Raw genomic sequence first — 25640 nt, forward strand, 5'->3', positions numbered from 1 at the left:
GTCAGCAGGATCCGTACCAGCAGGCCTATGCGCAGGACCCGGCCCAGGCCTACGGCACCGGCGGCCAGCCCGCCTACGGCGACGCCTACCAGCAGGCCTACCAGCAGCCGGGGTACGACCAGTACGCCCAGCAGCAGGCCTACGACCCGTCCGCCTACGCGCCGCAGCCCGAGGCGGGCGCGCCCGGCGACGCGCAGAGCGGCGCCGCCCAGGGCGGGGACCCGGCCTCCGACCAGGCCAACCAGGACCAGCAGGCCTGGTACCGGGACGACGAGCGCCGCTGACGCCTCCGCCCCCGCCGCCCCGCCCGGCCCCCGGGCACCCGAAAATGCGCGGCAATCCCGCGGATACCGGCCCAGCGACCGCCGAGAGCGGTGCGCAACGTGGTATTCAAGGGATTGCCACGCAACGCGCTTGACGTATCACAAGCATCACGCGTGTAATTTCAGGGTGTGTTTCACCCCTCCCGGGGGTCGAAGGGGAGGGGACATCTAGGGGGGCAATAGGAGGTGCGCATGAGCGAGGTGATCCCGCTGGCGCACGGCGCAGACGAAGATCTGGGCTGGCAGGAGCGCGCCCTGTGCGCGCAGACCGATCCGGAGGCGTTCTTCCCCGAGAAGGGCGGCTCCACGCGGGAGGCCAAGAAGGTCTGCCAGTCCTGCGAGGTCCGGGCCGAGTGCCTGGAATACGCGCTGGAGCACGACGAGCGTTTCGGCATCTGGGGGGGACTCTCCGAGCGCGAGCGCCGCCGGCTGAAGAAAGCCGCCGGACAGGATTTCGATTTCCTGGCCGACATGCTCTAGGACCGGCCGTCTGCGCCGACGGCGTGCGCTCCGGGATCTCCACCCCGGAGCGCACGTTTTTTTATCCCGCTTTTACGCTCCTCCCGCCGGGGCGCCCCGGTCCGGCCCCGTTCGCCCGGTTCCCCGGGGTTCGGACGCCTCCGCCCGCCCCGCTCCTCCCGCCGTGTCCGCCGCCTCCGCATCCACCCGCCCCCGCCCCGCTCCGTCCGTTCCGCCCCCGGCCGTGCCCGGTGTGCCGTAAGGTGATCTGCCGAATGAGTCGGACCGTTTCCCGCTTAACATCCCGACCCTCGACCCCCGAGAGACCCGCAGCGTGCTAGCCCAGGACCCCGATCCCGCCCTCCCCGTCGTCACCGCCGTGATCGTCGCCCACGACGGAGAACGCTGGCTCGCGGAGGCGCTGGAGGCCGTCCGCGGCCAGTCCCGCCCCGTGCAGCGCGTCGTCGGCGTCGACGCGGGCAGCCGCGACCGCAGCGGCGACGTGCTCGCCGAGTACCTGGCCCCCGACGCGATCGCCACCGCCCCCCGCGACTCGGGGTTCGGCGGCGCCGTCCGCGCCGGCCTGGACCTGCCCCGGCTGAGCACCCCTTTCCCCGGCGCCGGGCCCGGCGCCACCGAGTGGATCTGGCTGGTCCACGACGACTGCGCCCCCGCGCCCGACGCCCTGGACCGGCTGCTGGCGGCCGCCGCCGACGACCCCCGCGCGGCGGTGCTCGGCCCCAAGCTGCGCGACTGGTACGACCGGCGGCTGCTGACCGAGGCCGGGGTGACCATCGACGGCGCCGGGCGCCGCGAGACGGGGCTGGAGCCGCGCGAGTTCGACCACGGCCAGCACGACGGCGACCGCCAGGTGCTCGCCGTCTCCAGCGCCGGGATGCTGGTGCGCCGCGACGTGTGGGACGCCCTCGGCGGCTTCGACCCGTCGCTGCCGGTCTTCCGCGACGACATCGACTTCTGCTGGCGGGCCGGGGCCGCCGGGCACCGGGTGCTGCTGGTCACCGGGGCCGTCGCCCACCACGCCGAGGCCGCCGCCCGCCGCCGCAGGCGCATCGGCGCCGCCGGGGACCACCCCCGGCGGCTGGACCGGCGCAATGCCCTGTTCGTGCTGCTGGCCAACCTGCCGTTCGGGGGGATGGTCGGCGCGCTGCTGCGCAACTCGCTGGGGTCGCTGCTGCGGGTGCTGATGTACCTCATCGCCAAGCGGCCCGCCGACGCCCTCGACGAGGCGGTGGCGATCACCTCGGTGTACCTGATGCCGGGGCGGCTGGTCCGCGCCCGCTTCCGCAGACGCCGCAACCGGCGCCGCACCTACAGCGCCATCCGGCCCTACCTGGCGCACGGCGTGGCGATGCGGCAGTTCACCGAGACCGTGGTCGGGCTGCTGTCCGGCGAGGGCGGGTCCACCTCCTCCGGGCGCCACCAGGCGGCGTCCCCGGCCTCCGGGCCGCCGGAGGACGAGGAGCTGCTCGCCGACGAGCACGGCGCCGTGCGCCGCCTGCTCACCCACCCGGGCGTGCTGCTGGTGCTGGCGCTGACCGCGGTGGCGCTGGTCGCCGAGCGGTCCCTGCTCAGCGGCGGCACCCTGGCCGGGGGAGCGCTGCCGCCCGCGGTCGGCGGGGCCTCGGACCTGTGGGCGCTGTACCTGTCGGGGGCGCACGACACCGGCATCGGGTCGTCGGCGGCGGTTCCGCCGTACGTGGGCGTCCTGGCGCTGCTGTCCACCATCGCGCTGGGCAAGCCCTGGCTGGCCGTCACCGTGCTGCTGCTGGGCTGCGTGCCCCTGGCCGGGGCGACGGCCTACCTGCTCGCACGCGAGGTGCTGACGTACCGGCCCGCGCGGCTGTGGATGGCCGGGTCCTACGCGCTGCTGCCGGTGGCCACCGGGGCCGTCGCGCAGGGGCGGATCGGCACGGCGGTCGTGCACGCGCTCCTGCCGGTGCTGGGGCTGCTCGCATCGCGCATGCTGACCCTGCCGCCCAAGCGCTCCCGCCGCGCGGCGTGGGCGATCGCGCTGCTGCTGGCGGCGGGCACGGCGTTCGTGCCGCTGCTGTGGCTGCTGGCGCTGGTCGGCGGCGTCGTGGTGGCGGTCGCGTTCGGGCACCTGGGGCGGCGCCTGTACACCAGCCTCGCCATCGCGCTCGGCATGCCACTGCTCCTGCTATTGCCGTGGTCGGTCCAGCTCGTGCTGCACCCGTCGCAGTGGCTGCTGGAGGCGGGGCTGCACGACCCGGCGCTGTCCTCGCCGCCCGCCGCGGCGCAGCAGCTGCTCATGCTGTCCCCCGGCGGGCCCGGGGCGCCGCCGTGGTGGGTGACCGCGGGGTTCGTCGCGGCCTCCCTCAGCGCGCTGCTCCTGCTCCGCCGCCGGATGCTGGTGGCGGTCGGCTGGTGCATGGCGCTCTTCGGGATCCTGGTGGCGATCCTGACCAGCCGGGTGGCGGTGGAGCCGTACTACGGCGGGCCGCCCGCGCATGTGTGGCCCGGGGTGGCGCTGGCCTTCGCGGCGACGGCCATGCTGCTCAGCGCCGCACTGGCCGCCCAGTCGCTGGGCGGCATGTGGCGCGCGGGCGGGCTGCGCCGCGCCTTCGCGGGCGGGGCGGCGGTGCTCGCCCTGACCACGCCGGTCGGCGCCGCGGCGGCCTGGATGTGGCAGGGCGTCGACGGGCCGCTGAGCGGCGACGCGCCGCCGCCGGTGCCCGGGTTCCTGACGGCGACCACAGGCGGCGCCGAAGGGGTGCGCACCCTGGTGGTGTCCCCGGCCGGGGACGGGCCGCTGCGGTACGCGGTGCTGCGGCCGGGCGAGCCGCGGCTCGGCACCGAGCAGGTGCAGCCGGACGAGCAGGCCCGGCAGGCCCTGGAGACGGCGGTGGCCGAACTGGCCGCGGGGCGCGCCGGGGACGAGGTCGAGGCGCTCTCGGACTACGGGATCGGGCACGTGCTCGTCCCCCGGCCGCCGGACGGCGGCGACGGCGGCGGCGCGCTGACCATCGTGGACACGCTGGACGGGACGCCCGGGCTGACCCGGCAGATGCACAACGGCGCGTTCGCGCTGTGGCGGCTGGACGGGCCGACCGGGCGGCTGCGGCTGGCAGAGCCGGGGACCGGCGCGGGCGGCGGCGAGGAGACGGTGCCGGAGGTCCTGGTCCCCGACCCCGACGGCCGGGTGCAGGTGCCGTCTGGGCCGGAGGGCCGGACGCTGCTGCTGGCCGAGCCCGCAGGGGCCGGGTGGACGGCGGCGCTGGGCGACCGGGAGCTGGAGCCGTCGGCCACGGAGGCGGGGACCACGGCGTTCGAGGTTCCCGCGTCCGGCGGCGACGTGGTGGTCGAGCGCGACGCGACCGTGCGCGACGCGTGGCTGGCGGCGCAGGGGGTCCTGCTGGCGCTGGCCCTGGTGCTGGCCTCGCCCGGCGCGCGTACCGCCGAGGACGACACCGAGGCCGAGGTGCGCGCCCAGGGCCGCCCGCGCCGCCCCCGCCGGGGCGGCAAGCGGGCCCGCGGACACCGGCGCGCAGGCGCCGAGAAGGACCAGGACGAGCAGGACGGCGGCGGTGATGGCGGTGCCACCGCCACCGCCACCGACACGGCCGCAGCCCCCGTCGGTACGGGCAGTGGCCCCGATGCCGGATCGGAGAGCGGGGAGACCGCCCTCGAATCCGCGCCTGCGCCTTCTTCCGCTTCGGCGGACGGTGCGGACGGCAAGGCCACCACCCCGCCGGGGGACACGAAGGGCCGAGGACGCCGCCGGGGCCGCCGAAGGGCCGGGCCGGGCGGTCCGACGACCGGCCCGTTCCCGGCGGTGGGGGAGCCGTCGGACGACGGAGGGCCCGGACGGCGTCGTGGACGTCGCAGGGCCGGAACCCCGCGGACCGAGACCGGGCGGACCGAGACCGGGCAGGACGACACGCAGGCGCCCGCCACCGACGCGGCGCCGGAAGGCCAAGGCCGAGGCCGGGCCCGGCGCCACGCCGGACACGCGCGCGGTCGGGGTCGGCTCTGGGGGCGCCGTGGCGGCCGTTCCGACACAGAAGCGGCGGCCGAGACGGACGGAGGCCCCGCCGGTGCCGGGACAGCCGACCGTGCGGGGGAGGAGCAGGCGTGAAGCTCATCGTGCAGAACCGGTTCGCACTGCTGGGCCTGGTGGCCCTGGCGCTGGCGGCGCTCTTCGGCGTGGCCGCCGTGACCCGGCCGGACGGTACCCCCGCGGCGGCCGGGAGCGGTGAACGGGTCCGGGTCGAGTCGGCGCTGCGGGTGTGCCCGCCGCCGCCGGACGGGACCGAGGCCGAGGCGGGCGCCTTCACCCCCTTCGAGGGGGACGAGGAGGGCGGCCTGGTGCTGGAGCCCAACGAGGAGGATCCCCACGTCCCGCTGGCCGAGGGCGACCTTCCGGGCCAGTTGCTCGCTGAGGACGTCTCCGACGTCGAGGGGGCGTCGGTGCTGCGGGCGTCGGGGGCGTTCGCGGCGGGTCTGGACGCCGCCGTGACCGCCCGCGCCGAGGACGGAGACGCCGAGGACGACGGCGCGCCGGGGCTTGCGGCGGTGGGCTGCGCGGAGCCGGGCTGGAGCACCTGGTTCACCGCCACCTCGGGGGACGGCGTGGAGGAGCTGCGGTTGCGCCTGGCCAACCCGGACGACTCGGCGGCGGTGGCGACCGTCGAGGTGTACGCGTCGGACGGGCCGGTCTCCGACTCGTCGGTGCGGGGCGTGCGGGTAGAGCCGCACGCCGAGGAGGTCCTGGAGCTGGCGGAGTTCACCGAGGCCTCGGCCGGCGACGCGGCGGCGGTGCACGTCCGTACGTCATCGGGGCGGGTGGCGCCGTCGCTGCTGGTCGAGCGCGACGGCCCGGGGACGCAGTGGGCTCCGGTGACCGGGCGCCCGGCACGGAGCCAGACGGTTCCGGGGGTTCCCGGCGGGGGCGGTGGGCGCACGCTGATGCTGGCGGCGCCCGGCGACGACCCGGCCGAGGTGCGCGTACGGCTGGTGACCCCGGATGGGGAGGCGGAGGTCGAGGCGCTGGAGGCGGTGGACGTGCCGCCCGCGTCGACGACCAGCGTGGACCTGGAGAACCCGCTGAACGGGACACCGGCGACGGTGGTCGTGGAATCGGACCGGCCGGTGGTGGCGGGGATGGCCGCCGAGCGCGAGGGCGGGGACGACACCGCACTGACGGCGTCGGTGCCGGCGCTGTCGGGCGCCTCGGGCGGGGCCGGGTCGGTTCCGGCGGTGCCGGACGGCGTGTCGGTCGATCTGGCCGTGGCCGCGATGGAGGAGGACGCGGTGGTGATCGCGACCCCGGTGTCCCCGGACGGTACGACGGGCGACCCGGTCCGGGTGGAGGCCGGTGCGGGGACGGTCGCCGAAGAGGAGGTCGACGGGCCGGACGGGGCCTACGCGCTGTCGCTGGAGCTGGGCGACGGGTCGGGGGCGGCGCACATCGCGGCGGTCCTGACGGACGGCGAGGGGGAGGACCGCCGGACCGCGGTGCTCCCGGTCCGCCCGTCCCCGTCCGAGGTGCGCCTTCCCGCCGTGACCGGCGGTTTGACCGCCATCTCCGGCAGCGGCGGGGGCCGGTGACGGCGGTCCTCCGTTCCTGAGCGCCGGGCGGCGCACTCCTCACGGTGGGGGCGTGCGGCTCGGGTTCCCCGCTGACGGCCCCCGGCCGGGGCGCCGGGGCGCCGGGGTGTGGGGTGGAGGGCGGCGACGACGAAGGTCAGCGTTCCTACCTGCGGTTCAGTCGGCTGCCCGGCGTGTGCGTGGTCACCGTGATGGGCGGCGACGGCAGAAGCGGCGCGGTTCCCCGGGCCTGCCTGCCTCCGGCGGGTCCCTTGCGGTGCGGGCAGGCGCTTCGGCGAGGACGTGTTCGGAGCGTGCCGGGCGCGTGCGGGGTCCGGTTCGGGCATCGAGTGTGCAGGAAACTGCACTCTGGGCGGGTGGGAGTGGTCGGTAGTGCACACTCGTTGCCCGGGGCCGTGTCGAACGCCCGATGGGGCACCCCTGGGGTCGGGCATTCCGGGTATATCGGGCGCGGCGGGGAGGAGGGCGGCGATCCCGCGTGGCGGATCCGCCACGCGGTCACGCTCAAAGCGCCTCTTTCGCCACGCGGGACGGCCCCGGGTCGCGCATGGCGTCCGGAAGGCGGGTTCCGGTCCAGCCGCTACCCGCCCGGTGTCCGGTTCGTCTGGGTTTCGGGGCGTCGAGGCCCCTCCCGCGCCCTGTTCGACGCCCGGGGTGGCGGCGCGGGCGGCCGGGGTGGGCGGTCATCGCGATTCCAGAACACGTTCTGCCTCTACAAGGGCCCCAAACGGCATGCTGGTCCCGTTTACCGCCTCTGTTGTCACGGCGTGTAGCCGATATCGGCCCGGAGCGGCCCCCGAGCGCCCGGCGGAGGCGCCCGGGTGCCCCCGTGCCCGCTCGGCCGCCCGAGGTGAACACCCTATAGAGACACGAACCGGGCATTCCGTTTCCAGAACCTGTTCTGGAATCGTCGACTTCGCACGCCCGGAGCCCTCGCGGGTGTCGCTGAGCGCGCTTTGCGGCCCTCTGACCCCTTAACGCGGAGTGTTCACCCAGGTCACGGAACTGCGGGGTTCGGGGTGGGCCGGACAGGGGCAGGGGCGGGCGTCGGAGAGCGCGAACTCCGACCCCCATGTCTCACCATGCGGGACACTCTCGTCGAGATGCGCCTGGTGGCCGGTATCGGGGCCCAGATTCCGGCCGCCAGGCGCATCTCGGCGAACCCGGCCCCCGGACGGCGCCGCTTAGGACCCGAGGGGTGGGCACGGCGGCCGCCGGGAACGCGAAGAAGCCTCGCCTTCCCGACCGGCCGCGCCGCCGCCAGGACCGCGAGAGACTTGTCGCCCGGCAGGCAGGGCCGGGGAACCGCCCCGCTCTCGTCGTCGCTGCGATTTCCCTGCACCCCGGGGCCCGGGAGTGGGGGACTGGCTTCCCCGTCGCTGCCCATCACGGTGACCACGCACACGCCTGGTGGCCGACCGGCCTGCAGGTAGGGCCGCCGACCTTCGTCGTCGCCGCCCTCGACCCGGCACCCCGGTGGCCCGGCGGACGGCCGGAGCCCGTCAGCGGGGTACCAGCCGAGCCGCCCACCGCCCCGGACCGCGAGGAACCCGCCGCCCGGCAGGCAGGACCGGGGAATTGCTCGGCTCTCGCCGTCGCCGCCCGCCACGGTGACCGCGCACACGCCCCGTAGGCGGCATCGCTGCAGGGAGGGGTGGCGCCTCGGCGCCGTCGGAGGCCGCTGACCAGGGGCGTTCCCCCGGGCCCCGGCCGTCCGGGAGCGAAGGCCGCTCAGGCCTCCGGGTCGACGGTCTCGGGTTCCAGGCCGAGCAGGTTGGCGACCTCCTCGACCACGGTCTCGTGGACCATCAGGGCCATCTCGTCCTGCTCCCGCGTGCGGATCTCCACGGGGCGGCGGTAGATGGTGATGCGGGCGCGGCCGTCGCGCCCGGTCTCCAGGCGGGAGTAGGGGATGCCGTCCTCGGCCGTGACCCCGCGGGGGACCTGGGGGACGTCCTCGACCAGGAACTCCACGTTCGCGAGCTCACGGGACCACACGCGCTCCAGGCGCTCCACCGCGTCGAGCACGAGGTCGTCGAAGACCTGAGCCCGGCTGCGGGAGATGGGGACCTCCGGCGGAGCCAGCGGGCCGCGGATTCCACGGCCCCGGCGGTCCCGGCGTCGGAAGCGGTCGGCCTGAGCCCTCTGTAGGCGCACTCGTCGCACGATTCGAGAGTATGCCATCAGGGGCCGGACCGCAGCCCCGGTCCCCCGGGCCGGGGCCGGACACACCAGGGTCCCCGTACTGGCGCCGGAGAGAGGAAGGGATTAGGGTCGGCTCCCGTGAGCGTTGTCCGATGCTGCTCGCGAACCGCGTGCAGACAGCCAGCAGTCTTCACGCTCACCTATGTCTACGCCGACTCCACCGCCGTGCTCGGCCCGCTCGCCGCCTACGTCGAGCCGCACTGCTACGACCTGTGCGCCATGCACGCCGAACGCCTCACCGCCCCGCGCGGGTGGGAGGTCGTGCGGCTCCCCGCGGACAGCTCCGGCGGCCCGGGCAGCGACGACCTCGAAGCCCTGGCCAACGCCGTGCGTGAAGCGGCCCGCCCGCCCGGGGGCCGCGCCGAGCCCCCCGCCCCGTCGGGACCCGAGGGGCAGCGCAAGGGCCACCTGCGCGTGGTCAAGTCCGACACCCCGGACCGCACCCCGCCCGCTCGCCCCTCCGGGGACGGCTGACCGGCCGGTCCGTCGGCCGCACCCGCGTCGACGGCGCGGGGCGCCCCGCGGCCCTTCCGGTACGTTGGAACCCCCGCCCCCGGCGGGCCCGGCGACCGCCCTGCGGTGACCGTGCGGCAACGACGACTCGGAGCGGAGCAGCAGTGGGTGACCTCGGCCAGATCTTCAAGGCGTACGACGTCCGCGGAATCGTGCCCGACACTTTGGACGAGGGGGTCGCACGCGCCGTCGGCGCGGCGTTCGCACGGGTGAGCGGGGCCCCGTCGATCGTGGTCGCCTACGACATGCGCCCCTCCTCCCCGGGGCTGGCCGCGGCCTTCGCCGAGGGCGCCACCGGCCAGGGCGCCGACGTCGTCATGGCGGGCCTGGGCTCTACCGACATGCTCTACTTCGCCTCCGGCCGCCTGGACATGCCCGGGGCGATGTTCACCGCCAGCCACAACCCCGCCCAGTACAACGGCATCAAGCTGTGCCGGGCCGGCGCCGCCCCCATCAGCTCCGAGACCGGGCTGGCCGACATCCGCCGCCTGGCCGAGGAGGGCCTGGAGCCGTCCGGCGCCCCCGGCAAGGTCACCGAGCGCGACCTGCTCGCCGAGTACGCCGAATACCTGCGCTCCCTGGTCGACCTGAGCGGCGTGCGCCCGCTGAAGATCGCCGTGGACGCCGGGAACGGGATGGGCGGGCACACCGTCCCCGCGGTCCTGGGCGACCGGCTGCTCTCCCCGCTGCCGCTGGAGATCGTGCCGCTCTACTTCGAGCTCGACGGCACCTTCCCCAACCACCCCGCCAACCCGCTCGACCCGGACAACCTGGTCGACCTGCAGGATGCGGTGCGCCGCACCGGCGCTGACGCGGGCCTGGCCTTCGACGGCGACGCCGACCGCTGCTTCGTCGTCGACGAGCGCGGCGAGCCCGTGCCGCCGTCGGCGATCACCGCCATGGTGGCCGTGCGCGAGCTCGCCAAGGAGCCCGGGGCGCCGATCATCCACAACCTGATCACCTCGGCGGCCGTGCCCGACATCGTCCGCGAGCACGGCGGCGAGCCGGTCCGCACCCGCGTCGGCCACTCCTTCATCAAGGAGACCATGGCGCAGACCGGCGCGGTGTTCGGCGGCGAGCACTCCGCCCACTACTACTTCCGCGACTTCTGGCGGGCCGACACCGGGATGCTGGCGGCGATGCACGTGCTGGCGGCGCTCGGCGGCGGCGAGCGGGCGCTGTCGGACCTGACCGCGCAATACACTCGCTACGCGGCCTCCGGGGAGATCAACTCCCAGGTCGAGGACCAGGAGGGGCGCACCGCCGCGGTGGAGCGGGCCTTCGCCGGGCGGGACGGGGCGAAGGTGGACCGGCTGGACGGGCTCACCGTCGCCTTCCCCGGCGGAAGCTGGTTCAACCTGCGCGCCTCCAACACCGAGCCGCTGCTCCGGCTCAATGTGGAGGCCCCGGACACCGCGGGCATGGAGCGGCTCCGCGACGAGGTGCTGGGCATCGTGCGCGCCTGAGGCGCCCACGGGGTGTGCGCCCCCGCGACGACGAACGACCGACCGAGAGAAGCGCGAGAGAAGCGATGAGCGCGAAGATCGACGAGTGGCTGCTGGAGATCCTGGCCTGCCCCAAGAGCAAGAAGCCGCTGCGGCTGGACGCCGAGGCCGGTGAGCTGGTCTGCGACGAGAGCGGGCTGGCCTACCCCATCCGCGACGGCATCCCGGTGCTGCTCGTCGACGAGGCCCGCGAGGTCGGCTGACGCCGTGGCGGCCCGGGAGTTCGACGAGACCCTGCTGGAGCGCCCCGGTGCCGGGGGCGCGGCGGCGCGCGCCGCCGCCTCGGCCGGGGCGCACGTGCGCGCCGGGCGCGCCGCCGCCCTGGACGCCGACACGGGGGTGCTGGAGGCGCTGGGCCGTCCGCGGGCCCTGGTGCTGGCGGGCTCGGGCGCCGAGGCGGTGGCCGCCGACGTCGCCGCCGCCGCGCTCGGCCCCGGCTGCCCGGTGCCGGTGCAGGTGGTGCGCGGCCGCGGGCTGCCCGGCTGGGTGGGCGCCGCCGACCTCGTGGTGGCCGTTTCCGGCCGCGCCGGGCCGGCCGCCGACCCGGTGGCGGCGTGCGCGGCCGAGGCGGTGCGCCGGGGCTGCGCCCTCGCCGCGGCCGGGCCGTCGGACGGCCCCTTGGCGGCGCTGGCCGAGCAGTCCCGCGGGGTGTACGCGCCGCTGCGCGGCCCCGCCACCCTGTGGGGTCCGGTGGGCGCGGCGCTCGCGCTGGCCTCCGCGGCCGGGGTGCCCGCCCCGTCGGCGGAGGACGTGGAGGCGGCCGCGGCGCGCATGGACGAGGTCGCCGCCGCGTGCGCGCCCTCCGTGGAGAGCTGGGAGAACGAGGCCAAGACGCTGGCCGCCGACCTGGCCGGGACACTGCCCCTGGCCTGCGGTTCCACCCCCGAGGCGGCCGCCGCCGCGCGGTGCTTCGCCGCCCGCGCCGCCGCCGTGGCCGCCTACCCCGTGCTGGCGGTGTCCCTGCCCGAGGGGCTGGGCACGGCCGCCACGGCGCTGTCGGGGCCGCTGGGTGCGGAAGGGCCGCGCTCCATCTTCGACGACCCCGTGGAGGACGCCGGCGTCCGGCTGCACCCGGTGGTGCTGGAGGACCCGGACGGCGGGCCGGACGCCGAGGCGGACCTGGCGGCGCTGCAGGACGCGGCGCACGCGGCGGGGGCGCGCGTGAGCAGGGTCTCCACCGGACCGGGGGAGCGGATGGAACGTCTGGCCGGTTTGATCGCTCTAACCGATTACGCCACTGTGTACTTGGCTGCGGCGTATCAGGTGGAAACTGCGGCCGACGAACCGAGCCAGGGCTGACGCCGATACCGAACCCCCACTGGAGGAGCTCCATGCCCGGTCCCGAATCGCTGTCGTCGAACGACCCCGCATCGATCGGCGACTACAGCGTCGAGGGGCGCCTCGGCAAGGGCGGCCAGGGCGTGGTCTACCTGGGCCGCGACCGGGACGGTGAAGAGGTCGCCATCAAGGTCCTGAACGACCAGTGGGCCGAGAACGACGAGCTGCGCGCGCGCTTCGAGAAGGAGGTGCGGGCGGCCCAGAAGGTGGCGTCGTTCTGCACCGCGGCCATCCACGCGGCCAACCTGGACGACGACCCGCCGTTCGTGGTGAGCGAGTACGTCGACGGCCCCTCCCTGCAGGAGGCCGTGGCCAAGAGCGGGCCGCGGCGCGGGGCCGGGCTGCAGCGGCTGGCGGTGAACACCGCGACGGCGCTCGTCGCCATCCACAAGGCCGGGATCGTGCACCGGGACTTCAAGCCGGGCAACGTGCTGCTGGGGCCGGACGGGCCGCGGGTGATCGACTTCGGCATCGCGCGGGTGGACGACGGCCAGGCCACGCTCACCAACTCCATCGTCGGCACCCCCTCCTACATGGCGCCCGAGCAGATCGAGGGGCGCGGCATCACCGACAAGGTGGACGTGTTCGCGTGGGGGTGCGTGATGGCGTTCGCCTCCACCGGCAACGCGCCGTTCGGCGCCGACAGCGTGCCCGCGGTCGTGCACCGGGTGGTCAGCGCCCCGCCGTCGCTGGACGGGATGCCCGAGGAGCTGCTGCCCGTCGTTCGGTCCTGCCTGGACAAGGACCCGTCCCGCAGGCCGTCGGCCAAGGAGCTGCTGATGCGGCTGCTGGGGCACGACCCGGCCGAGGGCGCGTCGACGGAGGAGGTCGTCCGGGAGGGGGAGCGCGCCGCCGAGACCGGGGCGTTCGCCCCGCCGCCGGGGGCGCCGTCCAACAGCGGGCCGCAGACCCCGATGCCGCCGCAGGGGCCGGGCCCGGGGCGGCCGGCCACCGGGCCGCAGCCGCCCTACCCGCCGCACAGCGGCCCGCAGACGCCGATGCCGCCGCAGGGGCCGCAGACCCCGCCGCCGATGGGGCCGCAGCCGGGCCCGTCGCCGATGGGGCCGCAGACCCCGCCGCCGGGCATGGGCCACCCGGGCGGGCCGATGGGGCCGCCCCCGCCCAACATGGGGCCGGGCGGGCCGATGGGGCCGCAGACGATAGGGCCCAACACCACCATGGGCGGCCCGAACAGCACGATGGGCCCCGGCACGTTCCCGGGGGGCATGCCCCAGCAGCCCCAGTCGCAGGAGGACCCGGTGCTGTCCCAGGGGTGGGTCATCCCGGCCGTGCTGGTCACGATCATCATCCTGGTCCTGATCCTGGTCCTGGTGGCCCTCTCGGGCTGAGTCCGGGGTCAGGCCAGTGTGCGGGCCAGGCGGTCGACCGTCCGGGAGACGGCGTCGTCGATCAACTCCTCCACGCACGGCCACCGGTCCCCGGCCGTGTCCCCGGGGACGAGGGTGACGCAGTCGGTGCACGCCGGGTCGAGGACTTCCTCGGGCCCCTGCGGGGTGTCCAGCACCGCCGAGGCCGTCACCGCGAGCGCCCCGGTCGGCGGCCCGCCCACGTCGTGCACGGCCACCACCAGTTCCACGCGGGCGCCCGCCGCCCGAAGGCCGAGGGCGGCCCACCGGCAGCCGGGGCCGGTGACGAACAGGGCGCGCTCGGCGGCGGCCTCGCAGCGGTCGCGGCGTGGGCCCTCGGCGATGTCGGCGGCCTCGACCCCGACGGAGGCCTCCGGGTCGAGTTCGCGCAGGACCTGGGAGAGCGGCCCGGTCCGGTGGCGCAGGTGCACCAGGACCCGGCGGTGCACGGCCGACGCCAGCAGCGCCGACGGCGGCGCGTCGTGGCGGCCCCGCAGGGGGGTGCTCAGGCGGGCGCGCAGGGCGGCGGTCTGAAGGTCGGCGAAGAGCGCGGCCAGCGCCGCGGTACGGGCACCGGGGGAGGGGTGCGCCAGGGCGGCGGCGAGCCGCGCGCCGATGCGGCGGTCGGCCGCCAGCGGCGGGTGGTCGGAGCGCATCAGCGACAGCGACGCCAGCGCCCACGGGAGCGGGCGCAGGTGCGGCGCGGGGCCGGGGCCGGTGCCGGTCTCCTCCAGGCGGCGGCCCAGGGCCTCGGCGGTGCGCTGGAAGAGCAGGGCCGCCCGCACCACCGGGTGGGTCTCGGCGGCGGCCGCCTGCGCGGCGTCGGCGGCGCCGCCGATGGGGGGCGCCGGGGCGGGCGGGTCGAAGTCGGGGATGCGCCGGGCGAGCTCGGCGAGCCGGTCGGCGGTCAGCGGGCTCCCGGACGGGGGCTCGGCGGCGACGGCGCACAGCGAGTCGGCGTCCAGGCCACGGCGCGCCGGGGAGCCGGGCTGCCCGGCGAGGGCGCGCAGTTCGCGCACGTGCCGTTCGACCGCCCGGCGGAGCCCGTCCCCGCCCTCGCGGGGGCCGGTGCGGCACCGCTGCTGGCTGAGCGCGTGCAGCCGGTCGAGCCGCCCGAGGGACCGCCGGAGCGACGCGGGCAGATCCTCACCCGAGAGGGGCCTGTCGGCAAGGGAGTCCACGTTTGCAACCGTAACCGTGACGGCCCGGCCGGAAACCGGAATCGCCGGATTAGCACGGAGGAACCGGAACAGGGGGACGGGGCGGCGAGCGACAGCGCCACCGCACGGGGCGGGGGGAGAGGGCGGTGACGAAGGCCGGCGGCCCTGCCTGCTGTTCTGTCGGCCGCCGGGCGTGTGCGTGGTCACCGTTCTTGGCGGCGACGGCCAGAGCGGGGCGGTTCCCTTGGCCTGCTTGTCGGGCGGCGGGTCCCTCGCGGTCCGGGTGGGCGGCACCCCGGCGGCCCGCCACCCGGCCGGAGCCCGGGAGCGGGGCACCGGCCGAGCCGCCGCCCACCCCACTCCACCCCCGTCCCATCTCCGCCGCCGTCTCGGGTTTCCCGGGGTTGAGCACCGTGGTTCAGCTTCCCGATGCCCGCCGGTAACCGGGCCGGGGCAGCATGTTGCCTCGCCCTCGGGCCGCCAAGGCGGTCACGGTCACCAGTGCCGTCACGGCCACCAGCGCCGCCAAGGCCACACGGCCCTCACAACCACAGGGCCGCCAGCGCCGAGCGAGCCCCTACGACCGCGCATCGGAAAGCGAGCAGTGCCGCCGTGCAGTCCCTCCTCGCGGACGTTCGGGGAAGGGCCTTCCCCTCCCCGCGGTCCGCAGCAGCCCCAGCACCCCCGGGCGGGGGGCACCGGCCGGAGATCGACGGGCTGCGGGCCGTCGCCGTCCTCCTGGTCGCCGCCTACCACATCTGGTTCGGCCGGGTCTCCGGCGGCGTGGACGTGTTCCTGCTGGTCAGCGGCTTTCTCATCACGGGTTCACTGGTCCGGTCCGTCGAGCGCTCCGGCGGGGTCGGCGCCGCCGCCTTCCTCGGGCGGCTGTGCGCCCGGCTCATGCCCGCCGCCGCCCTCGTCCTCGCCGCGGTCCTGGCCGCCACGGCGCTCCTCCTGCCTGAGGACCGCTGGCGCGACACCCTGTCCGAGACCGTCGCCGCGGCCGCCTACCACCTGAACTGGCACCTGGCCCTGGACTCGGTCGACTACCTGTCCCGCAGCGGGGCCGTCAGCCCCCTCCAGCACTTCTGGTCGCTGTCGGTCCAGGGCCAGTTCTACCCCCTGTGGCTGGTGCTGATCGCCGTCGCGGCCTGGGCCGCCCGCCGTGCCGGGCGCACGGTCCGCACCGGTGCGGCCGTCGCCGTCGCCGCGGTCTTCGCCGCCTCGCTCGCCTACTCGGTGCACATGACCCGCACCGACCAGCCCTGGGCCTACTTCGACACCGGGGCCCGCCTGTGGGAGCTGGCCCTGGGCGGCCTGCTCTTCCTCGCGCTCCCGCGCATCGCCCTCCCGCGCGCGCTGCGCGTCGTGCTGGGGTGGCTCGGCTTGGCCGCGCTGGTCTCCTGCGGGCTCCTGCTGCAGGTCTCCACCCAGTTCCCCGGCTACATCGCCCTATGGCCGACCCTCGCCGCCGCGGCGGTGATCGCGGCCGGGACCAGCGGATCCCGGTGGGGCGCCGACCGCCTGCTGACCCTGCGCCCCCTGCGCTACCTGGGCTCCCTGTCCTACGCCCTCTACCTGTGGCACTGGCCGGTCCTGGTGTTCTACCTGCATGCCACCGACCGCACCCTCGCGAGCTGGCGCGGCGGGCTCGCGGTGCTGGCGGTGTCGCTGCTCCTGGCCGCCGCCACCACGCCGCTCGCCGACCGCGTCGTCGCGTTCGCCAAGCGGCGGCCGGAGGGGAGGCCGGCGCCGGAGGGGAGGCCGACGTCGATGGAAGGCGGGGATCCCCGGGACCCCGGTGCGCCGCCCCGGCGGCGCCTCCCCGGGCCCGCGCGGTCCGCCGCCGTCGGGCTGGCCTTCCTGCTCCCCGTCGTGCTCGCGGCCGGCGGCTGGTCGGTGCGGATGGACGCCGAGAAGCGCGCCCGCGAGGCCCTGGCCTCCGACCCCGAGGTGTACCCGGGCGCGGCCGCCCTGGCCGACGGCGCCGCCGTGCCCGCCGCCCCCGTCTACCCGCCCCCCTCCGAGGCGGCGGACGACATCCCGGCCACCTACGCCGACGGCTGCAACCAGACCACCTTCGACGCCGAGGTCATCACCTGCGAGTACGGTTCCGACGATCCCGAGCGCACCATCGCGCTGGTCGGCGGCTCCCACTCCGCGCACTGGTTCCCGGCCCTGGAGGAGATCGCCGCCGAGCACGACTGGCGCATCGTCAACATCGTCAAGGGCGCCTGCCTGTTCACCGACGCGCCGCAGACCTATAAGGGCGACCCCTACACCTCCTGCGCCGAGTGGAACCGCGGCGTGATGGACGAGCTGGAGGCGCTGCGACCCGACGCGGTGTTCACCACCGGCACCACCACCAGCATCGACACCTCGGCGGGCTACGACGGCGAGCAGGTCGTGGACGGCTACGTCGACCGCTGGCGCGAGCTGGACGCGATGGGCGTCGAGGTGGTGGCGGTGCGCGACACCCCGCGGCTCGGCTTCGACGCGGTGCAGTGCCTGGGGGAGGGGGCGCCGGACGACTGCACGGCCCGCGCGGACGTGTCCCTCGCACCGGACTCGCCCCTGGACGGTGCCGACCTGCCGGACAACGTGTCCGTCCTCGACCTCAACGACCTGCTGTGCAGCGGCGGCGAGTGCCCCTCCGTCATCGGCAACGTCCTGGTGTACTGGGACAGCAGCCACATCGGCGCGACGTACATGCGCAGCATGGCGCCGGAGCTGGAGGAGCGGCTCTTCGCGGCCACGGGCTGGTGAGGCGCCGGTGACGGGCCGGTGACGGGTCGGCGGCGCCGCCGACCCCCTCAGCGCTGCTCCGGCCCCCGCGCGTCCGCCGTCCTCCCCCGGGTCTGCAGCAGCCGCAGCGCCTTGCGCTTCTCGAAGTCCATGGCCCGCGCCCGCGGCGGCGCCAGCCGCCCCAGCCGCTCGCCGTAGGCCCGCACCCGCGCCAGCGTCTCCGGCTCGGCCAGCATCCGCAGCGCGAACGCCAGCGCCGCCGGGGTGATGTCGTACCCCCGCTCCAGCTCCAGCCCCGCGGCGACGGTGCGCAGGTCGTCGGAGGAGAAGCGGCGGTGCCGGTGGCCCCGCCCGGTCGGCTGGTCCTTGGTGGCGGGCAGGAGGCCGAGCGCCTCCCGGTAGCGCAGGCTGCGCGGGCTGGTGCCGAGCGCGTCGGCGGCCTCCGAGATGGGCACCGCGTCCGCGCGCCGGCGGCCCGGGCTGGGAGAGGACATGGCCCGACCCTAACCGACCGGGGGCGCCCCCACCGGGACCGGCCGCGCCAATCTGACATTTCCCCGTCAAATTCGCCGCCGGGGCCGTGCCCTGGGACGGGATCGGCCTCTAGACTCGGTGCGCATCCACCACAAGGAGTGAAGACACGCATGTCATTCGACTTCAAAGTCGCGGACCTGTCCCTCGCCGGCTACGGGCGCAAGGAGATCAGCCTCGCCGAGCACGAGATGCCCGGCCTCATGGCGACCCGCGCCGAGTTCGGTGACTCCAAGCCCCTCGCGGGCGCCAAGATCATGGGCTCCCTGCACATGACTGTGCAGACCGCCGTCCTGATCGAGACCCTGGTCGCCCTGGGCGCCGAGGTGCGGTGGGTCAGCTGCAACATCTTCTCCACCCAGGACGAGGCGGCCGCCGCGGTCGTCGTCGGCCCGAACGGCACCCCCGAGGACCCCAAGGGCGTCCCGGTCTTCGCCTGGAAGGGCGAGACGCTGGAGGAGTACTGGTGGTGTACCGAGCAGGCGCTCACCTGGCCGGGCGGGGACGGCCCCAACATGATCCTCGACGACGGCGGTGACGCCACCATGCTGGTGCACAAGGGCACCGAGTACGAGGCGGCCGGCGCGGTCCCCGACCCCTCCACGGCCGACACCGAGGAGTTCCGGGTCGTCCTCACGCTCCTGCAGAAGAGCCTGAAGGCCGACGCGAAGAAGTGGACCGGGATCGGCAAGCGGATCAAGGGCGTCTCGGAGGAGACCACCACCGGCGTGCACCGCCTCTACGAGATGGCGCGCGAGGACAAGCTGCTCTTCCCGGCGATCAACGTCAACGACTCGGTCACCAAGAGCAAGTTCGACAACAAGTACGGCATCCGCCACTCGCTGCCGGACGGCATCATGCGCGCCACCGACGTCATGATCGGCGGCAAGGTCGCCGTCGTCTGCGGCTACGGCGACGTCGGCAAGGGCTCGGCCGAGGCCCTGCGCGGCCAGGGCGCCCGGGTCATCGTCACCGAGATCGACCCGATCAACGCCCTGCAGGCGGCGATGGACGGCTACCAGGTCGCCACCGTCGAGGACGTGGTGGAGACGGCCGACATCTTCGTCACGACCACCGGCAACTTCGACATCATCCGCGCCGATCACATGGAGCGGATGAAGCACCAGGCGATCGTCTGCAACGTCGGCCACTTCGACAACGAGATCGACATGGCCGGCCTGGAGAAGACCCCGGGCATCAAGAAGCAGGAGATCAAGCCCCAGGTCCACGAGTACGTCTACAAGGACGGCCACTCGATCATCGTGCTGAGCGAGGGCCGCCTGATGAACCTGGGCAACGCCACCGGGCACCCGAGCTTCGTGATGTCCAACAGCTTCACCAACCAGGTGCTCGCCCAGATCGAGCTCTTCGCCAAGACCGAGGAGTACCCGATCGGCGTGCACATGCTGCCCAAGCACCTCGACGAGAAGGTCGCCCGCCTGCACCTGGACGCCCTGGGCGTCAAGCTCACCGAGCTGACCAAGGAGCAGGCCGCCTACATCGGCGTGGACGTGGCCGGCCCGTACAAGCCGGACCACTACCGCTACTAGGAGAGCTTCGCAGCGACTCTTCGCACGGCACACATTCGCGATGGCACTGCCTGAGCACGACGTGGCGGACCTCGGCCTGGCGCAGGCCGGGGTCCGCCGCGTGGAATGGGCCGAACGCGCCATGCCCGTCCTGGGGCGCATCCGGGAGCGCTTCGCCGAGGAGCGGCCCCTGGAGGGCGTGCGCGTGTCGGCGTGCATGCACGTCACGGCCGAGACGGCCAACCTGCTGCGGGCGCTGCGCGCCGGCGGCGCCGACATCGCCCTCGCGGCGTCCAACCCGCTGTCCACGCAGGACGACACGGCGGCCGCGCTCGTGGCCGAGTACGGCGTCTCCGTGCACGCGCGCGCGGGCATGGACGAGGACGCCTACGACCGCAACCTGCTCACTGTCCTGGAGCACCGCCCGCACCTGCTCTTCGACGACGGCTGCGACCTGGTCAACATCGCCCACACCGAGCGCCCCGACCTGATCGCCGAGGCCGCCGGGGGGTGCGAGCAGACCACCACCGGCGTGATCCGGCTGCGCGGCATGAGCGCCGAGGGGGCGCTGAAGCTTCCCATGGTCGCGGTCAACGACACCGCCACCAAGCGGATGTTCGACAACCGCTACGGCACCGGCCAGTCCACGATCGACGGCATCCTGCGCGCCACCAACGCCATGCTCGCCGGGCGCACCTTCGTGGTGGCCGGGTTCGGCTACTGCGGGCGGGGCCTGGCCGAGCGCGCCCGCGGCATGGGCGCCCGCGTGGTGGTCACCGAGGTCGACCCGGTCAAGGCGCTGGACGCGGCGATGCAGGGCTACACGGTGCTGCCGATGGACGAGGCCGCCCCGGTCGGCGACGTCATCGTCACCGTCACCGGCAACCGGGACGTGGTCCGCCCCGAGCACCTCGCCGCCCTCAAGGACGGCGCCGTGCTGGCCAACTCCGGCCACTTCGACGTGGAGATCGACCTGGACGCGCTGGAGGCCATGGCGGTCGAGGTGCGCCGGGGCGTGCGCCCGGAGGCCGACGAGTACGTGCTCGCCGACGGGCGCCGGGTGGTGCTGCTGGCCGAGGGCCGCCTGGTCAACCTGGGCGCGGCCGAGGGGCACCCGGCGGCGGTGATGGACATGTCCTTCTCCGGCCAGGCGCTGACCGCCGCCTGGATCGCGGCCGAGGGGGCGTCCCTGGCGGCCGGGGTGCACGAGGTGCCCGGCGGCATCGACACCGAGGTGGCCCGCCTGGAGCTGGAGGCCCTGGGCGTGCGCACCGACGCGCTCACCCCTGAGCAGGAGGAGTACCTGCGCTCCTGGCGCGCGTGAGGCGCTCGGCCTCGCGGCGGCGCCGCTCGGCGAGCACCGCCGCCAGGTAGTCGGGCGGCGTGGTGCCGGGCGGCGGGGGCGGCCCCACCTGGGAGGCGACCAGGTCGGCGATGCGCACCCCCATCTCGTGCCGGGCGTGCGGGGTGAGCTCGCCGAAGCGCAGCACGTACTGGCGGGCCATCGCGGCGGTGTCCGGGGTCAGGCCGCTCAGCTCGGCGGCGGCCGCCCATTCGGCCAGGTGCGCGGGCATCGGCACCTGGTCCTGCCCGGTGCGGCGGGTGCGCTCGGACACGACCAGCGTCCCGGCGGCGAAGTCGCCCACCCGGCGCCCGTTGCGGTCCACGAGCGACGTGACCAGCGCGATCACTCCGGACAGCGACCAGATCTCGATCATGCCGACGAGGCCGCGCACCAGCGCCTGGCGGAAGCGCTCGGGGGAGCCGTCCGCCCCGACCACGCGCAGGCCCAGCGCCATCTTGCCCAGGGACCGGCCCCGGGTGGAGGTCTCGAAGGCGACCGGGTACCCCACCATGATCAGCACCATGAGCAGCAGGGAGACCGCCGCGGTCGCGGCCTGGTCCACCCCGTCGGAGATCGCGGCGACGGTCAGGATCAGCCCGAGCAGCAGCAGGCCCTGCACCGCGATGTCGAGGGCCAGCGCGAGCACCCGGGTGGCGAAGCCCGCCGGGCGCAGGTCGAGCACCACGGCGTCCCCGGTGACCAGCTGCGCCCGCCCGTCCGGCGTACCGTGCGCGTCCAACGCCACCCCCGCCCCCTTCGTCCTCGCCTGTGTGCCTCCTCCCCAGTCTGGCATCACCGATAGGGTCGCTTGGCGTGGAGATCGACGTTTTCGCCGCCGCGCACCGCGAGGACTGGAAGCGGCTGGAGGTGCTGGTCCGCCGGCGCCGTCGGCTGACCGGGCCCGAGGTGGACGAGCTGGTCGACCTGTACCAGCGGGTGTCCACCCAGCTGTCCGCGGTGCGCTCGGCCGGGGCCGACCCCGCCCTGGTGGGGCGGCTGTCCGGGCTGGTCGCGCGGGCGCGCGCCGCCGTGGTGGGGGCGCACGACCCGGCCTGGAAGGACCTGGTGCGGTTCTTCACCCGCACCTTCCCGGCGGTGGCCTACCGGCTGCGCTGGTGGTGGATCGGGGCGAGCGCGGGCACGGTGGGCTTCGCCGCCGCGATCGCCTGGTGGCTGGCCACCGACCCGTCGGCGCTGGCGGCGGTGGGCACCCCGGAGGAGATCCGGGCCTACGTCGAGCACGACTTCGCGAACTACTACGTGGAGCACCCGGGCGCGTCGTTCGCCGCGCGCGTGTGGACCAACAACGCCTGGGCGGCGGCGCAGGCGCTGACCCTCGGGGTGTTCCTGTGCCTGCCCACGGTCTACGTGCTGGCGCTCAACGGCGCCAACCTGGGGGCGGCCGCGGGGGTGATGTTCGCCAGCGGCAAGGGGGACGTGTTCCTCGGCCTGATCCTGCCGCACGGCCTGCTGGAGCTGACGGCGGTGTTCGTGGCCGCGGGGGTGGGCCTGAAACTGGGCTGGACGATCATCGACCCGGGCGGCCGCCCGCGGGGCCGCGCCCTGGCCGAGGAGGTGCGCGCGGCGATGGCGGTGGCCCTGGGGCTGGTGCTGGTGCTGTTCGTCTCGGGCCTGATCGAGGGCCTGGTGACCGGGTGGGTGCACGTCACCTGGCTGCGGATCGGCATCGGCGTGGTGGCCGAGGCGCTGTTCCTGGCGTACGTGTTCACCTTGGGGAGGAAGGCGCACAGGGAGGGCGAGTCGGGCGACGTCGAAGGCGCCCCGGCGTCGGCCCCGACCGCGGCGTAGGAGCGGCCCGCACACGCCGCCGGGCACGGCACGACCGCAAGGGGCTCCGGCCGGAACGTCAATACGCATGTTCGGATAAGCGCCTGCGGCCTGCCATGACCGCCCGCTGGCTTGTCCGCGATGGTCAAACCGCCGCATGAGGCCCTGCACCGGATCCTCTGCGAGGATCCGCATCTTCTGGGGCGCACATTCGAGCACCTCTTCGGCAACGGACCGCCCGCGCCTGAGTCGGTGCTCAACGCCGATCTCTCCGAGATCAAGGTCATCGAGCGACGCGCGGACTCCGTCCTGTGGCTGGATTACGGTGCCGATAACCACATCCTGGTCATCGAGTCGCAGTCCGACAAGGACGGAGACAAGCGGGGGAGCTGGCCCTACTACGTCTCCTAACCGTCACCGATCCCGAACAGGCCGCCGGAGACGTGATGCTGGCGGTGTTCTCCGCTCTCGTTCACCGGAAGGGCCCGAATCGGGATGGCATACCGAAAGCGCTGGCTGAGGCGCTGGACACGATTGAAGTGGCGACCGCGAAGTACATCGCCGAGTTCACGGAGACCGGCCTCGATGCAGGCCCGGCGCGAGAGTTCTGAAGGGAACTGATGGCCGGAGCGACCTACCACGACCCGTCCCAGATGCGGCTGCAAGGCCGTGAGGAGGGGCGTGCGGAGGGCCGTGCGGAGATGGCGGCGCACGCGGTCCTCGCGGTTCTGGAGAGGCGGCGGCTCCCTGTGTCCGAGGTGGTGCGGGAGCGCATTCTCGCCTGTACGGATCAGGACGTCCTCGAAGCCCTCCTCCGGCGGGCGGGGGTCGTCGCATCGGCTGAGGAGCTTTTGAACGACCTTCCGAAGGACGGTTCCTCGGTGGAGTGATCCGCGCTTCGGGGCGGGGACGCGCCCCCGCCCCGGGGCGCCTACAACCTCCCCTGGGCCTTCATGGCGATGTAGGCGTCGGCCAGGGCCGGGGCGATCGTCTCGGGCGGGGCGTCCACGACCTCCACGCCGCGCTTCCGCAGCTCGGCCGTCACGCGCCTGCGGTCGGCCATGGTCCGGCGCGCCGCCGCCGACCGGTAGACCGCCCGGGCGTCCCCGCGTTCGGCGGCCATCGACTCCACCACCGGGTCCGACACCGCCGCCAGCATCACCGTGTGGCGCGACGTCAGCGCCGGGAGCATCGGCAGCAGGCCCTCCTCCAGGGCCGAGGCGTTCAGGTCGGTCAGCAGCACCACCAGCCGCCGCGAGCGGCCCTGGCCGCCCAGCACCGCCGAGGCCATGGCCGCCGGGTCGGACTCCACCAGCTCCGCCTCCAGCGGGGCCATCGCCTGCACCATGGTCGGCACCGACGTGCCCCGTCCCCGGGTGCGCACCTGGGCCCGCACCCGGCGGTCGAACGCCAGCAGGTCGACCCGGTCGCCCGCCTTGGCGGCCAGCGCCGCCAGCAGCAGCGCCGCGTCCATCGAGTGGTCCAGCCGGGGCACGTCTCCCACCCGCCCGGCCGACGTTCGGCCGGTGTCCAGCACCAGCAGGATGCGGCGGTCCCGCTCGGGCCGCCAGGTGCGCACCACCACCGACTCCCGGCGGGCCGTCGCCCGCCAGTCGATGGACCGCACGTCGTCCCCGGGCACGTACTCGCGCAGCGAGTCGAACTCGCTGCCCTGCCCGCGCACCAGCGCGCTCGTGCGCCCGTCCAGTTCGCGCAGGCGGGCCAGCTTGCCCGGCAGGTGGCGGCGGCTGTGGAACGGGGGCAGCGCCCGCAGCACCCACGGCACCGTGTGCGTGGCCTGCCGCGCCGCCAGCCCCATGGGGCCCAGACTGCGCACCGTCACCCCCGCCGACGCGTGGTCGCCGCGCCGCTGCGGCTCTAGGACGGTCTCCAGGCGGCGCCGTTCACCGCCCGGCACCCGCAGCCGGTGCCGGGACGGGCGCGCCCCCGTGCTCGGCGGCCAGGCGTCGCGCAGCACACCGCGCAGCGCCCGCCCGGACGGGTTGGCCACCACCAGCTCCACCCGCGCCGTCTCACCCAGCCGGACCGAAGTGTCGCCGGAGCGCTCCAGGCGCACCCCGCGCGCGCTGGGCGCCAGCGCCGTGTCCGCGACGATGAGCAGCACGACCAGTGCCACCGCCGCCCACGCCGCCCACGCGGCGAGCGCACCGGCGGCCAGTACCACCGGCACGGCGGCGAAGGCGACCGCCACGGCGCGGCCCGTGATCGCCATCACCGGGGGACCGGCACCGCGGCCAGGACGCCGTCGAGCACCCCGTCGGCGGTCGCGCCCTCCAGCTCGGCCTCCGGGCGCAGCGCCACCCGGTGCCGCAGCGTCGCCCGCGCCAGCGCCTTCACGTCGTCCGGCGTCACGTAGTCCCGGCCCGACAGCCACGCCCACGCCCGCGAGGTGCGCAGCAGCGCGGTCGCCCCGCGCGGGGAGGCGCCCAGCTGCAGCGACGGGGACTGGCGGGTGGCCCGGCACAGGTCCACGATGTAGCCCAGTACCTCCTGGGAGACGCGCACCGACGCCGCGGCCGCGCGCGCCGCCGCCAGCTCGGCCGGCCCGGCGACCGGCCGCACCCCGGCCGCCTCCAGGTCGGAGGGGTCGAACCCGGCGGCGTGCCGGGCCAGCACCCCCACCTCGTCGTCCCGCTCGGGCAGGTGGACCACCAGCTTGAGCAGGAAGCGGTCGAGCTGGGCCTCGGGCAGCGGGTAGGTGCCCTCGTACTCCACCGGGTTCTGGGTGGCGGCCACCACGAACGGGTCGGGGAGCAGCAGCGGTTCGCCGGCCACCGTCACCTGCCGCTCCTCCATGGCCTCCAGCAGCGCCGCCTGCGTCTTGGGCGGGGTGCGGTTGATCTCGTCGGCCAGGAACAGGTTGGTGAACACCGGCCCGTGGTGGAACTCGAACTGGGCGGTGCGGGCGTCGTAGACCATGGACCCGGTCACGTCGCCGGGCATCAGGTCCGGGGTGAACTGGGTGCGCTTGTGGTCCAGGGCCAGCGCCGCGGACAGGGTGCGCACCAGCAGCGTCTTGGCGACGCCGGGGACGCCCTCCATTAGCACGTGGCCGCGGCACAGCAGGGCCACGACCAGGCCGGTCACCGTCTCGTCCTGGCCGACCACGGCCTTGGCGACCTCGTGGCGCACGGCGCCCAGGGCCTGCCGCGCCTGCTCTGCGCTGGGCGCGCCCTGCGGGGTGAAGGCGGTCACGGTGTGCTTCCCTCTCTCGGTGGGTCG

General features: G+C 75.2%; 21 protein-coding genes and 1 pseudogene. 16 read left to right on the top strand and 6 right to left on the bottom strand.

The genetic code is table 11. The features are described from left to right. From O4U47_RS15805 to O4U47_RS15820, 4 genes and pseudogenes are all read left to right on the top strand, one after another. Positions 1-284, top strand: a pseudogene (locus tag O4U47_RS15805) (hypothetical protein); the annotation flags it as partial. Positions 285-515: 231 nt separating this feature from the next. Continuing rightward, positions 516-803 (top strand): WhiB family transcriptional regulator, encoded by a 288-nt coding sequence (locus O4U47_RS15810; RefSeq protein ID WP_017538535.1) that lies wholly within the window; start codon positions 516-518, stop codon positions 801-803. A 313-nt stretch (positions 804-1116) separates the two neighbouring features. Next, complete coding sequence (locus tag O4U47_RS15815) at positions 1117-4899, top strand: glycosyltransferase (protein WP_270678630.1); 3783 nt, start codon at positions 1117-1119, stop codon at positions 4897-4899. Next, complete coding sequence (locus O4U47_RS15820; protein WP_270678631.1) at positions 4896-6371, top strand: DUF5719 family protein; 1476 nt, start codon at positions 4896-4898, stop codon at positions 6369-6371. Before O4U47_RS15815 ends, O4U47_RS15820 begins: the two co-directional genes overlap by 4 nt. A gap of 1731 nt (positions 6372-8102) precedes the next feature. On the opposite strand, the gene O4U47_RS15825 is transcribed toward O4U47_RS15820, so the two are convergent. After that, positions 8103-8528, bottom strand: coding sequence for a metallopeptidase family protein (locus tag O4U47_RS15825; RefSeq protein ID WP_270678686.1), 426 nt, complete (start codon positions 8526-8528; stop codon positions 8103-8105). Between the two features lie 126 nt (positions 8529-8654). On the opposite strand from O4U47_RS15825, the gene O4U47_RS15830 reads away from it, so the two are divergent. From O4U47_RS15830 to O4U47_RS15850, 5 genes are all read left to right on the top strand, one after another. Beyond that, on the top strand, positions 8655-9050 hold the full coding sequence (locus tag O4U47_RS15830) for a DUF3499 domain-containing protein (RefSeq protein ID WP_270678632.1): 396 nt from the start codon (positions 8655-8657) through the stop codon (positions 9048-9050). A 143-nt stretch (positions 9051-9193) separates the two neighbouring features. Continuing rightward, positions 9194-10555 (top strand): phosphomannomutase/phosphoglucomutase, encoded by a 1362-nt coding sequence (locus tag O4U47_RS15835; protein WP_270678633.1) that lies wholly within the window; start codon positions 9194-9196, stop codon positions 10553-10555. Between the two features lie 65 nt (positions 10556-10620). Next, positions 10621-10797: a Trm112 family protein gene (locus O4U47_RS15840; RefSeq protein WP_017538528.1), complete on the top strand. Its 177-nt coding sequence runs from the start codon at positions 10621-10623 to the stop codon at positions 10795-10797. Between the two features lie 4 nt (positions 10798-10801). Further along, positions 10802-11893, top strand: coding sequence for an SIS domain-containing protein (locus tag O4U47_RS15845; RefSeq protein ID WP_270678634.1), 1092 nt, complete (start codon positions 10802-10804; stop codon positions 11891-11893). Positions 11894-11925: 32 nt separating this feature from the next. Further along, positions 11926-13281, top strand: coding sequence for a serine/threonine-protein kinase (locus tag O4U47_RS15850; RefSeq protein WP_270678635.1), 1356 nt, complete (start codon positions 11926-11928; stop codon positions 13279-13281). An 8-nt stretch (positions 13282-13289) separates the two neighbouring features. Here O4U47_RS15850 and O4U47_RS15855 read toward each other — a convergent pair whose 3' ends face one another. Continuing rightward, positions 13290-14480 (bottom strand): hypothetical protein, encoded by a 1191-nt coding sequence (locus tag O4U47_RS15855; protein WP_270678636.1) that lies wholly within the window; start codon positions 14478-14480, stop codon positions 13290-13292. Positions 14481-15071: 591 nt separating this feature from the next. Here O4U47_RS15855 and O4U47_RS15860 point away from each other — a divergent pair. After that, complete coding sequence (locus O4U47_RS15860) at positions 15072-17225, top strand: acyltransferase family protein (protein WP_270678637.1); 2154 nt, start codon at positions 15072-15074, stop codon at positions 17223-17225. Positions 17226-17272: 47 nt separating this feature from the next. On the opposite strand, the gene O4U47_RS15865 is transcribed toward O4U47_RS15860, so the two are convergent. Further along, positions 17273-17698, bottom strand: coding sequence for a MerR family transcriptional regulator (locus O4U47_RS15865; protein ID WP_270678638.1), 426 nt, complete (start codon positions 17696-17698; stop codon positions 17273-17275). Between the two features lie 150 nt (positions 17699-17848). Between O4U47_RS15865 and ahcY (O4U47_RS15870) the strand changes: the two genes are divergently transcribed. Both ahcY (O4U47_RS15870) and ahcY (O4U47_RS15875) read left to right on the top strand, forming a co-directional pair. Further along, a complete protein-coding gene (gene ahcY / locus O4U47_RS15870; protein WP_270678639.1) occupies positions 17849-19285 on the top strand; it encodes an adenosylhomocysteinase in 1437 nt (478 codons plus the stop codon). A 40-nt stretch (positions 19286-19325) separates the two neighbouring features. Further along, positions 19326-20588 carry an adenosylhomocysteinase gene (ahcY, locus tag O4U47_RS15875; protein WP_270678640.1) on the top strand — a complete coding sequence of 421 codons (1263 nt, stop codon included), beginning with the start codon at positions 19326-19328 and terminating at the stop codon, positions 20586-20588. Here the strand turns inward: ahcY (O4U47_RS15875) and O4U47_RS15880 are convergent. Further along, complete coding sequence (locus O4U47_RS15880; RefSeq protein ID WP_408638979.1) at positions 20545-21402, bottom strand: RDD family protein; 858 nt, start codon at positions 21400-21402, stop codon at positions 20545-20547. The two genes, ahcY (O4U47_RS15875) and O4U47_RS15880, sit on opposite strands and share 44 nt — an antisense overlap. A 20-nt stretch (positions 21403-21422) precedes the next feature. Here O4U47_RS15880 and O4U47_RS15885 point away from each other — a divergent pair, with 20 nt between their 5' ends. From O4U47_RS15885 to O4U47_RS15900, 4 genes are all read left to right on the top strand, one after another. Then, positions 21423-22418 carry a stage II sporulation protein M gene (locus tag O4U47_RS15885; protein WP_270678642.1) on the top strand — a complete coding sequence of 332 codons (996 nt, stop codon included), beginning with the start codon at positions 21423-21425 and terminating at the stop codon, positions 22416-22418. A gap of 120 nt (positions 22419-22538) precedes the next feature. After that, positions 22539-22808, top strand: coding sequence for a hypothetical protein (locus tag O4U47_RS15890; RefSeq protein WP_270678643.1), 270 nt, complete (start codon positions 22539-22541; stop codon positions 22806-22808). A gap of 35 nt (positions 22809-22843) precedes the next feature. Then, positions 22844-23008 carry a hypothetical protein gene (locus O4U47_RS15895; protein ID WP_270678644.1) on the top strand — a complete coding sequence of 55 codons (165 nt, stop codon included), beginning with the start codon at positions 22844-22846 and terminating at the stop codon, positions 23006-23008. Between the two features lie 9 nt (positions 23009-23017). Then, the gene (locus tag O4U47_RS15900; protein ID WP_270678645.1) at positions 23018-23287 is read left to right on the top strand and encodes a hypothetical protein; all 270 of its coding nucleotides are present in this window, start codon (positions 23018-23020) and stop codon (positions 23285-23287) included. Between the two features lie 41 nt (positions 23288-23328). Here the strand turns inward: O4U47_RS15900 and O4U47_RS15905 are convergent, their stop codons facing one another. Together O4U47_RS15905 and O4U47_RS15910 are read right to left on the bottom strand one after the other, a co-directional pair. After that, positions 23329-24630 carry a DUF58 domain-containing protein gene (locus O4U47_RS15905; protein ID WP_270678646.1) on the bottom strand — a complete coding sequence of 434 codons (1302 nt, stop codon included), beginning with the start codon at positions 24628-24630 and terminating at the stop codon, positions 23329-23331. Then, positions 24630-25613, bottom strand: coding sequence for an AAA family ATPase (locus O4U47_RS15910; RefSeq protein ID WP_270678647.1), 984 nt, complete (start codon positions 25611-25613; stop codon positions 24630-24632). The genes O4U47_RS15905 and O4U47_RS15910 overlap by 1 nt, the downstream gene beginning before the upstream one ends. Between the last annotated feature and the right edge of the window lie 27 nt (positions 25614-25640).

The organism is Nocardiopsis suaedae (genome assembly GCF_027706745.1).
GTDB classification, from domain to species: Bacteria; Actinomycetota; Actinomycetes; order Streptosporangiales; family Streptosporangiaceae; genus Nocardiopsis_A; species Nocardiopsis_A suaedae.